Raw genomic sequence first — 11,990 nt, 5'->3', positions numbered from 1 at the left:
GCCCCACCCAGCCGGGGTCCACGCCTTCGCCGACGGAAAGCACCTCGCCCGCCACCCCGTCGCCCGGCACGTACGGAGGCTCCAGCGGGAAATAGTCACCGCCCATGCCGCGACGGACCTGGGTTTCGACGTGCAAGACGTCCACCGCGACGACGCCGATGACGACCTGTCCCGCTCCCGCGACCGGGTCCGGCGCCTCAGCCGGCATCAGTACCTCGGGCGGACCGAACCGCGCCACGTGCACTACCAGCATCTTCTGTCGTTCTCCTCTGCTCGCGACAGTCCGGTGGGGGTGTCAGGGCCACTGGCCATGGGTACCGGACCCGGTGGTCCCAACCTATCGCAGCAAGATCAGAAGCGGGGGCGCCGAACGCGGGCCGCACCCCGACGCTGTCGAGCGCCGGGTCAGTATCCCGTGCGCAGCGGGAACATCGCCGGTGCGGGCCGGACGGTCTGGTTCGTCTCACCGAGGCCGGTGCCGTCGAGGCGGACCGTGTCGCCGGGGCGCAGCCAGCCGGGAAAAGTGGCCATGTCGGGGGTGTCGACGTGTTCGAGCAGACAGCCGCCGGGGATGGTGCCGGAGCCGATCACGTCGCCAGGGCGCAACTCGGTGCCGCGGGAAAGATAGGCGAGCAGTTCGGCAAAGGTCCAGTCCATGTCGGCCAGCGACCCGCGCGCGATCTCGATGCCGTTGACGGTGGCCGACAGGTCCAGGTGCAGCCGCCCCTCCTGGCGGTAGGGCTCGAGTTCGTCCACTGTGACCAGTGCCGGGCCGAGCGTGATCGCGCTGTCCTTGGCCTTGCCCATACCGATCCCCTGCGCCATGTCACGCAGCTGGTGGTCGCGCGCGGTCCAGTCGTTGTAGAACGTGTAACCGACGATGTGCCGCTCGGCCTGGTCCGGATGAAGGTCCCGGCCACCGCGCCCGATGACCGCGCCGATCTCCAGTTCGAAGTCGAACATTCCACAACCGGGAGCGATCGGGACGTCCTCGTGCGGGCCGAGAACGGCCGCCGGGTTGGCGAAGTAGAAGGCGGGCGTCTGGAACCAGACCGGATCCAGCTCCGCCGAGCGGCCCATCGCGCGGTAGCAGCCGCGGATGTGGTCGAGGAAGCACAGCGCGTCGCGGATCGATGGTGGCTGCGGGATTGGGGCGAGCAGCCGGACCTCGGCCAGTGGGCGGACCTCGGCCGGGGCACGGCGGGCGGATTCCCCCGCCTCGGCGAGCCGGTCGTCACCGAGCAGGGACAGCAGCGTCACGCCGGCGGGCAGGCCGCGGACGGTGCTGCCGTCGAGGATGCCGGCGCGGGGGCCGGCACCGGCATCATAGGTTACCCACTTCATGGATCACTCCTTTGTGGACAGTTTGGTCCCCGCAGCACGTCCGTGCGGGTCTTGCCGGGCGCCGAGCGGTTTCCGTTCGGCGGCTCGCGTGCGGCGGGCGAGTGCGATCGCGATCCCGGCCGCGAGGAGAAGCGGCGCGACCAGTCCCAGCACGAGCACCGGCACGCCTTGGTCCAGTGCCACCAGCAGTCCGCCGGCCGCGGGGCCGACGATGGATCCCACACGCCCGATCCCGGCCGTCCACGCGACGCCCGTGGTGCGGGTGGCCCCGTCGTAGACGCCGACCGCGATGGCGGCGGATCCGTTGCAGGAAGCCAGTAATCCGGCTCCGGCGCCGCCCAGCACGGTCAGCAGGACGGCCAGCCGCACGGGCACGAGACCGGCCACTACCAGGCACCCGACGGCGAGCAACGACACCACGATGAGCAGGCGCGCGGGCCGGACGTAGGCCGAGCCGAGCGCGAGCAGGATCCCGCCGACGATGCCGCCGATGCCCAGCGCGGCGGCTGCGAGCGGGGCCTGTGTGGTCGTGAACCCGGTGGACACCAGCAGTGTCGGCAACCACGACTGCAGCGTGTAGTAGGCGGCGAAGACGATGAAAGCGAAGAGCCCCAACATGATCGTGCGACTGCGCAGGCCCGCCGCGAACAGGCTGCGCAGCGATGCCGTGGCCGCTTGACCTGGCTCGGCCGGCGAGATCCGGGGCAGGCGCCACCACATCAGCACGGCGCAGACGGCGAAGAACGCGCCGGGCAGCCAGAACACTCCGTGCCAGCCGAACCGTGTGAGCAGGCGGCCGCCGACCAGCCCGCCGAGCGTGAACCCGACCGATAGGCCGATCAAGACCGCGACGCTCACCGACGCCCGCAGTCGCGGCGGCACGACATCCGAGGCGAGCGACACCGCAGCCGGAATCACGGCGCCGAAGCCGAATCCGATCAGCAACCGTAGCGCGCTCATCACGGCGATCGACGGTGACAGCGGCAACAGCAGTGTGCCCACGGAGAACAGCGCGACCGACGCCGACACCACCGTGTGGCGCCCGATCCGCGACGAGAGCCACCCGCAGCAGAAGAAGCCCACCACCGCACCGAAATTCGCGATCACCAGCGGCAGCGTGAACGCCGCCGGGTGCAGCCCCCACGCGCGGCTGAGCGTGGGGATGACGAACGCGAAGGCCGCCGTGTCGAAGCCGTCCGCGACCAGTGCGAGAAGGAGCAGGGGAACGGAGTCGAACCGGCCACGTGGCCCGGAACTGGAAGACAAGAGGGGCATTGCCACTCCTTCGAGGGAGGCGGCAAGGGCCATGACGGCCGGCCGGAGCCGGCCCGATCACTGCCACGCCGTTGTGGGAGGAACGGGTATCGGTATCTCAACTCTGATCATCGGCGAGGACGATTTCCATCGCCTCCGCCCAGCTTTTCCGCGGCTGGGCGGGACCCAGCTCCGCGTAGATTGCGCACATCGTCTGGAACACCCGGGACGCATGAGGCCACAGCCGGTACGCGCCGAGGTCGATTTCGCGGTATGCCCGCTCGACCGGAACACCGGCGGCGAACTGTCGCGATGTGTACTCCAGAACCATGGACAGGTAGTCCCTGAGGTCACGAACCGCGGCGGGCCCGGCGACCGGACCGTGGCCGGGGACGATCACGGCCGGGTCCAGGGCGAGGATCGTCTCGCAGGCGGCGATGTAGTTCGACACGGGCCCGGCCCACGTGATCGGCGTCGACCGGTGGAACACGATGTCCCCGGCGAACACGACCCCGGCCGAGGGCACGTGGACGATAGCGTCGCCCGCGGTGTGCGCGGGCCCCACCTGGAGGAGTTCGACCGTGGTGCCGCCCGGCTTGACCGTGGTCGAACCGGCGAACGTCTCGGTCGGATGCACCGGGCGCCACGACTCGTAGTCGAAGACCTCGGTCCGCCACCGGAGCCAGCCGTGCAAAGTCGTGCCGGGCTCGCCGAGTTCCTCCAGCCGCAACGGGTTCATCCGCAGCGCCCGCATCCCCGCCAGGGATGCCTCGGTGGCGATGATCCGGCAGCCCTCGAACAAGAGGTTCCCGAACCAGTGATCCCCGTCGTCGTGGGTGTTGACGACCGTGGTGATCTCCGCGGAGCCCGCCACTGCCCTGGCCGCGGCCCGCAGGGCGCGTGCGCGCGGCACGTCGTTCTGGGTGTCGATCACCAGCACCTCGTCGCCCGCCACGACGATGCCGGAATTGCTCAGCCCCCAGCTTCCTGGGGGCTCGAACCAGGCGTAACAGCCCTCGGCGACCCGGGACAGCCCACGCAGATACGGGACGCTCACCATCAGCAACCTCGACCACTCGACAATGAAGACATGTCAGTCAGCATGTGACATGTTGGTCAGCATGTCAATGGTTGCGCTCTACACTGCTCAGTGATCACTGTTGCCGCGAGGAGAGGAGAGCCTCATGACCGGGCTGCGGAAAGAGCGCACCCGACAGAGCCGGGAACTACTCCTGCGCGCCGCCGCCGAACTCTTCGCCGAGAAGGGCTACCACTCGACGTCACTGGTGGACGTAGCCGATCGATCCGGCGTGAGCCGTGGGTCGATCCCCTCGCATTTCGGCGACAAGCTCGGGCTCCTGCGGGCCGTCGTGGAGCAGTTGCACAGCGATATAGCCGAATCGATGACAACCCCGCTTGCCCCGGGGGCCGGCGGCGCGCGCGGAATCTCGCACCTCGGCAGGACCTCGATCCGGCGGCACACCACGAAACTCTTCCTTGCGCTTCTGCACGAGGCCAGCGACCCGGACTCGCCCATCCACACGTCGTTCGCCCAGATCCACGCCGATATGCGGGACTACCTGCACGCCTGGCTGGCCAGACCGGAGATCAGCACGGAATTGCCGCCTGGGGTGGCACCCGGGGACCTCGCCTGCGCGATCGTCGGCGCGATCATCGGAATCAACCAGCAGTGGAGCCTCAACCCGAAAGCGGTGAACGTGGCCGCCGCCTATGACGCCTTCGTCCGCACTCTGTTCAACTCTCTGGACTGGGCGGGTTCCGACGAGGCCGAACCGGCGAACGCCTGAGTCAGGACTTCTTCGTGGCGTCGTTGACCAGCTTCACCAGGACCCGGCGCCGATCCTGGGGACTTTCGTTCGCGACCTCGCCGAGCATGAGTGTCACCGCCGAGGGCGCGGCCAGCCACCACGCCGCCAGCGCGCGAGCGACATAGAGGAGGTGCGCCGGGGCGACGTCGGCCCGCAGGAACCCGTCGGCCTGAGCCTTGGCGACCGCCCGGACATTGTCCGCGTAGTGCTCCGACCGTTCCGCGGCTGCGGCGACCGACGCGCGGCCGGACTCCAGCGGATCCCGGTCCAGCCCCTCCCACAACAACAGCCGCAGGTAGTGCGGGTAGGTCCGGTGGTAGTCCCACACCCTGCCGGCGAACTCCCCCAGATCCCTTGCCTGCTCATCACTGAGCGGGACGGCGGCCGCCAGCTTGATCATCTCCTGTTCCAGCACCGCGCCGAACAGCTTCTGCTTGCCGCCGAAGTACTGGTAGATCCGCTCCTTGTTGACCCCGGCGCTGGCGGCCACCCGGTCGACGCGGGCACCCAGCGGGCCGTGCTCGCTGTATTCGAACACGGCGGCGTCCAGCAGCCGCTGCTTGGTGCGTGCGGTGTCCCAGGCCATGACGCGATGATACCAATCTCCAACTCGCCAGTTGTATCCACTCGGGTCGTGTGTCACACTCCAACTCGTCAGTTGCAATTTGGTCCACAGTGGAGTGTCATGGACAACGGATCGACAAGAGCGGTACTGGATGACATCTTTTCCTCGGTCTCGGAATCCGGATTCGGTGCGACCTTCCTCGACCGGCTCGCCGACGACCTCGTGTTCACCGCGACCGGCACCTCACCACTGGCCGGGCGCTACACCAGCAAGGCCGAGTACCACGAAAAAGTGCTGGCACGGCTGCACGAGCGGCTGGCCACCCCGATCCGCCCGGCGATCGAGCAGCTGCTCGTGGACGGCGAATGGGCGACGGTGCGCTTCCGCAGCGAAGGCGTCCGCGGGCACAACGGCAGCGATTTCAGCATGCAGTACTGCTGGCTGATCCGGGTCGTCGGCGACCGCATCGTCGAGATCATCGGCTTCTACGACACCAAGAAGATGGTCGATCTCTTCGCCTGACGGCGGTTCTGCCTTCCTGGGTTCGCGCGAGACAAAGGAGTATGCGCGTGATCATCGATCGCGATGTGGCGGTGCCGGTGGACGACGGCACGGTGCTGCGAGCCGACGTGTTCCGGCCGGACACCACGGAACCGGTCCCCGTCATCATGACCCTCGGCCCCTACGGCAAGGGAGTGCGGTACCAGGACGGCTACGCACCCCAGTGGAACTGGCTGGTCACGACCTATCCCGACGTCCTTCCCGGCTCGACCCGCGAGTACATGGCGTGGGAAACGGTGGATCCGGAGACCTGGGTGCCGTGGGGCTACGCCGTCGTCCGGGTCGACTCGCGTGGCGCCGGCCGTTCCCCTGGGCGGCTGGACATCCTGTCGCCACGCGAAGTCCGTGACTACTACGACGCCATCGAATGGGCTGGGACGCAAGCCTGGAGCAACGGCAAGGTCGGCCTGAACGGGATTTCCTACTACGCGATCAACCAATGGCTCGTCGCGTCGCTGCAGCCGCCGCATCTGGCCGCCATGATCCCCTGGGAGGGCGCCGCGGACTTCTACCGCGACTGGGCCCGGCACGGCGGGATCATGAGCAACGGCTTCCTGGAAACGTGGTTCCCCCGGCAGGTGCTGTCGGTTCAGCACGGCAACCCCGACGGCCGCACCGATCCCTGGCTGGGCGAATCCGCGACCGGTCCGGCGAAGCTCACCGATTCCGAACTCGTGGCCACCCGCAGCGACCCGATCGCCGACGTTCTCGCGCACCCGCTCGACGGCCCGTTCTACCGCGACCGCTCAGCCGACTGGTCGAAGGTGACCGTGCCGTTTCTCAGCGCCGCCAGCTGGGGCGGATACGGGCTTCATCCGCGTGGCAACTTCGAGGGCTTCACTCAGGCCGCGGCGCCGCGGAAATGGCTGGAGGCACACCCGGGCCGGCACGAGGAATGGTTCTACCTCGAACGGGGAATGGCGCTGCAGAAACGGTTCCTCGACCATTTCCTCAAGGGAGAGGACAACGGCTGGGACAGCGAACCGCCGGTGCTGCTGCACATCCGGCGGCCGTTCACGGACGAGGTCGAAGCCAGGACCGAGACCGAATGGCCGCTCGACCGTACACAGTGGACTCCGATCCACCTGTCGGCCGGTGACACCGCACTCGCCTGGGATCGGCCAACGGAATCGGCCACCGTCACCTTCGGCGCGCTCGGTGAGCCGGTGACCTTCCGGTCGGCACCGCTGCCGGCGGAGACCGAACTGACCGGCCCGCTGGCAGCCACCCTGTTCCTGTCGTCGTCCACAGTGGACGCCGATCTGTTCGTCACGCTCCAGGCCTTCGCGCCCGACGGCCGTGAAGTCGAGTTCCAGGGGACGATCGATCCCCACACCCCGCTCGCACAGGGCTGGCTGCGGGCCTCGCACCGCAAGCTCGACCCCGAGCGCAGCCTTCCCCACCGGCCCTACCACACGCATGACGACCAGCAGCCCCTCGAACCGGGCCAGGTATACCGGGTCGAGGTCGAAATCTGGCCGACCTGCATCGTCCTGCCCGCCGGTTACCGGCTGGGACTGCAGATCAGCGGCCACGACTTCGAGCGCGAACCACCGGACGATCCCAACGAGGCGTGGGTGTCGCGGGGATCGGGACCGTGGCTGCACACGCATCCGGAAGACCGGCCCTCACCGGTGTTCTCCGGCCGCACCACCATCCACACCGGCGGGGACACCGCTTCTTTGCTACTGCTCCCCGTTATTCCGCCGAAGGAAGGGGACCCGGCATGACCATCGATCTGAGCGGCAAGTCGATCCTGATCAGCGGAGCCGGCCGTGGCATCGGGCGCGCCCTCGCCCTCGGTCTCGCCGCCGAAGGCGCCCGGATCGGGGTGCTGGAACTCGAACGCAAGCACGCCGAGGAAGTGGTGGCCGAGATCGCCGAGATCGCCGGCGCCCCGGCCGCGCTGGCCGTCGAAGCCGACGTCGGTGCCGAGGCCGCCGTGGCGGCGGCCGCCGCCACGCTTGACAAGGAATGGGGCCAGGTGCACGGCCTGATCAACAACGCGGCCTGGATCCCGCCCCGGCAACCGATTCTGGACCACGACACCGCGGCGTGGGAACGGGTACTGCGCGTCAATGTGGTGGGCTCGTTCCTCACCACCAAGCACATCGCGCCGCTGATGATCCGCACCGGCGGTGGTCGCATCATCTACCTGAGCAGTGCGATCGGCGTGCAGGCCAACCCCGGGCAGGCCGCATACGGCGGGTCCAAGGCAGCGGTCAACATCCTGTCCAATGTGGCCCATCAGGAACTGGCCGGCTCCGGTATCCGCACCGTCGCCGTGGCCCCCGGCCTGACCGACTCGCCCGGGATGCACGACTCCCTCGGCGAGGACTACATCGCCCGTGTCTCCGCCGCCTATCCGTCAGGGCGTCTCGGGCAGCCCTCCGACTTGGTCGGGCTGGCCGCATTTCTGTGCAGCGACCTGGCCAACCACCTCTCCGGCACCGTCATCACCGTCCGCCCGCCCGCCAACCGCTGAACCCGTTCACCCTGGAGGTCCTTCATGGCTACCTTGTTCGTCCTTTATGGACAGCCGGCCGACACGGCGGAGTTCGACCGCTACTTCACCGATGTCCACCTGCCACTCGCGGACAAGATCCCGGGCGTGCGCCGGCTGAGCTACGGCCACGTCCAGAGCATCGACGGCGCGGCACCGCCGTACTACCTGTCCGCCCAAGTCGTCTTCGACTCGCTCGACGATCTCAGGGCGGGCATGGGTTCCCCGGAAGGACAGGCCGCCGCGGCCGACGTCGCCACCTTCGCCACCGGTGGCGCGACCAACCTCATCCAGCTCGACGAGCGCTGACCCGCCGGCCCAGGGAGGATTCCATGAGTGCAACGTCGCACCTGACCGCAGCCGGCGAGTTCCGCCACCACTGGCGCGCGCTCACCGCCGCCACGATCGGAGTCGCCACGGGCGTCGCCGTTCTTCCCTTCTACACCAACGGTCTCGTCATTCCCTCGCTGCAGGCCGAATTCGGCTGGAGCCGATCGGAACTGTCGTCCGTGCAACTGATCGGATCGCTCGTCACCATCGTCACCGCACCGCTCGCCGGCGTCCTTGTCGACCGTCTCGGCGTCCGCGTCCCGGCAGTGTTCTCACTGGCGGCTATGGGCGTCGCATACTTCGTCCTCGCCACCAGCGGACCGGCGTTCGGCTGGTACCTGCTGGGCTTCGTGCTGATGTACGTCCTGGCGGCGGCGTCGACCGCGGTGTCGTTCACCAGAACCATCAACGAACGGTTCGACCGGGCCCGCGGGCTCGCACTCGGCATCGCGCTGTGCGGCGCCGGGCTGGTCGCGTTCCTGATCCCTCTGGTGCTGGGCCCCGTACTCGCCCAGGAATGGCGCACCGGCTACCGCATCCTCGGTGTGCTGGGGCTGATCAGCGCCACCGCGGTGTTGTTGCTCATGCCGCGTGGCCGGCCCGCGACAGTCACCCGCGGCCCTCGCCCGAAGATCGGTCACCTGCTGCGCGGGAAGCTGTTCGCGCGGCTCACGATCGCCTTCCTCGCGTTGTCCGTCGCGGTCGGCGGGATGACCGTGCACCTCGTGCCGCTGCTGCGGGACGCCGGGGCTTCGGCGGGAGCCGCGGCCCGCACCGCGAGCATCATCGGTATCGCGCTGATCGTGGGGCGCGTGGCCGTGGGGCTGCTCGTCGACCGGTTCTTCGCCCCGCGGATCGCCGCGGCCGTGCTGGTGTTCGCCGCCGCCGCGTTCGTGGCACTCGCCCTCGCCGGCAGCGCGCTCGCGCCGGTCGCCGCGATCGGGATCGGCCTGGCACTGGGCGCCGAGGTGGACGTCATCGGCTACCTCACCTCGCGGTACTACGGCCTGGCCCACTACAGCCGGATGTTCGGGGTTTTCTACGCGGTGTTCACCTTGGGGCTCGGCGCCAGCCCACTGCTGATGGCCTGGCTGCGCGCCGCGACCGGGAGCTATCTCGCGGCGCTTCTGGTGTCGGCAGGGTTGCTGGCCGGCGCGTCCGCCCTGCTGCTCACCGCACCCCGATTCCCCACGACAGCAAAGGAAAACGTCCGTCACGCGCTCACCGAGCCAACGGCACCCTGAACGGGACTCTGGCCCATTCCCACGTAAGAAAGGTTCCCGATGAACGACCTCAAGTCCGCAGAAGACCGGCTGCGCGCCGCCGAAGACCGGCTGGCGATCTACAACCTGCTCGCATCGCACCCGCTCAGCGCGGACACCGGCGAGCCGGATTTCATCGAATCCATCTACACCAGGGACTTCGTGTTCGACCGCGGCGCCGGGCTGTCCGGCGCACGGGGCCGCGACAAAATGGTCGCTCTCGTCGAAAGCGACGGGCACCGCACCGCGATCGCCGGCGGGCTCGCGCACTTCGGCAACCTGCCGCTGGTCGAACTGCACGACGACACCGCTACCGCCACTTCCTACATCGCCCTCATCACGCCGGACGACAAGGGCGAAGAACGCGAACTGGCCAACCACGGAACGTCGACCGGATTCCGCATCCACCGCATCGTCGCCAACCGCTGGTCCCTCGTCCGCGAAAGCGGCCGGTGGTCGATCGCCTCGCGGACCGTCCTGCCCATGGACGGCAGCGGGCCCGCGCTGGAGATGGTCCGCCAGGCCGCCACCTACTACGCCGGCCGCTGATGTGAAAGCCGACGGCACTCGTCTACGACTCGCCGTTCGCCGGAGTGTGATCGCGATGCTCGCCTGCGGATACAAACCCTTACTGGACAAGGCGATCCAGCTCATCGGACCGGGGCGGACCAGCTTCACCGCGTCGGACGCCGGACGGGTGGTGGGTCGCCGGACACATGCGCGCAAAGGACAGGTCCCACGCGGGTTCCTGCCGACACCCGATCCGGCGGTACTCGACCGCCTCCGCCCGCTTCTGCGAACGAAAGGAACGTCATGACCAGGTACGCCGACCCGGGAACCGCCGGGAGCGTCGTCAGCTTCGCCTCCCGATACGGCCACTTCATCGGCGGCGAATACGTGCCGCCGGCGAAAGGGGAATACTTCGAAAACATCACGCCGATCACCGGGCGGCCGTTCACCGAAATCGCGCGCGGCACCGCCGAAGATATCGACAGGGCACTCGACGCCGCGGAAGCCGCCGCGCCCGCCTGGGGCCGCACCTCGGTCACCGAGCGCGCCGGCATCCTGCACAAAATGGCGGACCGGATGGAGGCCGGCCTGGAAAAGCTGGCGGTCGCCGAGTCGTGGGACAACGGCAAACCCTGCCGCGAAACCCTCGCCGCCGACATCCCGCTCGCCGTGGACCACCTGCGCTACTTCGCCAGTACCATCCGCGCGCAGGAAGGCGGCATCTCCGAGATCGACGGCGACACCGTCGCCTACCACTTCCACGAGCCGCTCGGGGTCGTCGGCCAGATCATCCCGTGGAACTTCCCGCTCCTGCTCGCCGTGTGGAAGATCGCGCCCGCACTGGCAGCCGGCAACACCATCGTGCTCAAACCCGCCGAGCAGACCTCCGCCTCGATCCACATCCTGCTCGACGTCGTCTCGGATCTGCTCCCACCCGGCGTGCTCAACGTGGTCACCGGTTTCGGCATCGAGGCCGGCAAACCACTCGCGGCCAGCCCTCGCATCCGCAAGATCTCCTTCACCGGGGAGACCGGCACCGGCCGGCTGATCATGCAATACGCGTCGGAAAACCTGATCCCGGTCACCCTGGAACTGGGCGGCAAGAGCCCGAACATCTTCTTCGAAGATGTCGCCGCGGCCGACGACGCCTTTTACGACAAGGCAGTCGAAGGGTTCACCATGTTCGCCCTCAACCAGGGCGAAGTGTGTACCTGCCCATCACGGGCCGTGATACACAGCCGTGTCTACGACGAGTTCCTTCAGCGAGCCGTCGAGCGCACCGAGAAGATCACGCAGGGCCATCCCCTCGACACCGAAACCATGCTGGGCGCGCAGGCTTCCGCCGAACAGTACGAAAAGATCCTGCGCTACCTCGACATCGGCCGCGGCGAGGGCGCGAAAGTGCGCACCGGCGGCGAAAAGGCGGACCTGGGCGGTGAACTGTCCGGCGGCTACTACATCCGCCCGACCGTATTCGAGGGCGACAACTCGATGCGGATCTTCCAGGAGGAGATCTTCGGCCCGGTCGTTTCGGTCACCCGCTTCGACGACTACGCCGAAGCCGTGAAGATCGCCAACGACACCCGATACGGCCTCGGCGCCGCGGTGTGGTCGCGTGACGGGAACACCGCCTACCGCGCCGGCCGTGACATCCAGTCCGGCCGGGTGTGGGTCAACAACTACCACGCCTATCCTGCCCACGCCGCCTTCGGCGGCTACAAACAATCCGGCATCGGGCGGGAAAACCACAAAATGATGCTCGAGCACTACCAGCAGACCAAGAACATTCTGGTCAGCTACTCCCAGAACGCCCAAGGCTTCTACTGACACCG

13 protein-coding genes are annotated in these 11,990 nt (G+C 68.3%); 8 read left to right on the top strand and 5 right to left on the bottom strand.

Annotation, left to right across the window (positions count from 1 at the left end):
* From GKO32_RS04735 to GKO32_RS04720, 4 genes are all read right to left on the bottom strand, one after another.
* Positions 1–253: alcohol dehydrogenase catalytic domain-containing protein (locus GKO32_RS04735; protein ID WP_376765923.1), on the bottom strand; the 253-nt coding region annotated here is incomplete at its 3' end.
* A gap of 152 nt (positions 254–405) precedes the next feature.
* Complete coding sequence (locus GKO32_RS04730; protein ID WP_154755525.1) at positions 406–1,344, bottom strand: fumarylacetoacetate hydrolase family protein; 939 nt, start codon at positions 1,342–1,344, stop codon at positions 406–408.
* Between the two features lie 3 nt (positions 1,345–1,347).
* A complete protein-coding gene (locus GKO32_RS04725; RefSeq protein ID WP_166459378.1) occupies positions 1,348–2,619 on the bottom strand; it encodes an MFS transporter in 1,272 nt (423 codons plus the stop codon).
* A gap of 97 nt (positions 2,620–2,716) precedes the next feature.
* Positions 2,717–3,658 carry an MBL fold metallo-hydrolase gene (locus tag GKO32_RS04720; RefSeq protein WP_154755523.1) on the bottom strand — a complete coding sequence of 314 codons (942 nt, stop codon included), beginning with the start codon at positions 3,656–3,658 and terminating at the stop codon, positions 2,717–2,719.
* Positions 3,659–3,782: 124 nt separating this feature from the next.
* Here GKO32_RS04720 and GKO32_RS04715 point away from each other — a divergent pair, with 124 nt between their 5' ends.
* A complete protein-coding gene (locus tag GKO32_RS04715) occupies positions 3,783–4,406 on the top strand; it encodes a TetR/AcrR family transcriptional regulator (protein WP_154755522.1) in 624 nt (207 codons plus the stop codon).
* Between the two features lies 1 nt (position 4,407).
* On the opposite strand, the gene GKO32_RS04710 is transcribed toward GKO32_RS04715, so the two are convergent.
* Positions 4,408–5,013, bottom strand: coding sequence for a TetR family transcriptional regulator (locus GKO32_RS04710; protein WP_154755521.1), 606 nt, complete (start codon positions 5,011–5,013; stop codon positions 4,408–4,410).
* Positions 5,014–5,112: 99 nt separating this feature from the next.
* Here GKO32_RS04710 and GKO32_RS04705 point away from each other — a divergent pair, with 99 nt between their 5' ends.
* From GKO32_RS04705 to exaC, 7 genes are all read left to right on the top strand, one after another.
* Complete coding sequence (locus tag GKO32_RS04705) at positions 5,113–5,514, top strand: nuclear transport factor 2 family protein (protein WP_166459377.1); 402 nt, start codon at positions 5,113–5,115, stop codon at positions 5,512–5,514.
* 47 nt (positions 5,515–5,561) lie between these two features.
* Positions 5,562–7,283: a CocE/NonD family hydrolase gene (locus GKO32_RS04700; protein ID WP_208024275.1), complete on the top strand. Its 1,722-nt coding sequence runs from the start codon at positions 5,562–5,564 to the stop codon at positions 7,281–7,283.
* The gene (locus tag GKO32_RS04695) at positions 7,280–8,038 is read left to right on the top strand and encodes an SDR family NAD(P)-dependent oxidoreductase (RefSeq protein ID WP_154755518.1); all 759 of its coding nucleotides are present in this window, start codon (positions 7,280–7,282) and stop codon (positions 8,036–8,038) included. The genes GKO32_RS04700 and GKO32_RS04695 overlap by 4 nt, the downstream gene beginning before the upstream one ends.
* 24 nt (positions 8,039–8,062) lie before the next feature.
* Complete coding sequence (locus GKO32_RS04690) at positions 8,063–8,365, top strand: EthD family reductase (RefSeq protein ID WP_154755517.1); 303 nt, start codon at positions 8,063–8,065, stop codon at positions 8,363–8,365.
* 23 nt (positions 8,366–8,388) lie between these two features.
* Complete coding sequence (locus GKO32_RS04685; protein WP_154755516.1) at positions 8,389–9,630, top strand: MFS transporter; 1,242 nt, start codon at positions 8,389–8,391, stop codon at positions 9,628–9,630.
* Between the two features lie 39 nt (positions 9,631–9,669).
* Positions 9,670–10,197 carry a nuclear transport factor 2 family protein gene (locus tag GKO32_RS04680; protein ID WP_154755515.1) on the top strand — a complete coding sequence of 176 codons (528 nt, stop codon included), beginning with the start codon at positions 9,670–9,672 and terminating at the stop codon, positions 10,195–10,197.
* Between the two features lie 264 nt (positions 10,198–10,461).
* The gene (gene exaC, locus GKO32_RS04675) at positions 10,462–11,985 is read left to right on the top strand and encodes an acetaldehyde dehydrogenase ExaC (RefSeq protein ID WP_154755514.1); all 1,524 of its coding nucleotides are present in this window, start codon (positions 10,462–10,464) and stop codon (positions 11,983–11,985) included.
* Positions 11,986–11,990: the final 5 nt, after the last annotated feature.

This window comes from Amycolatopsis pithecellobii (assembly GCF_009707865.1).
In the GTDB taxonomy this organism is placed as follows: Bacteria; Actinomycetota; Actinomycetes; order Mycobacteriales; family Pseudonocardiaceae; genus Amycolatopsis_E; species Amycolatopsis_E pithecellobii.
Note: the sequence above shows the minus strand (reverse complement) of the source record. Positions and strands in the feature narration are given on the sequence as shown.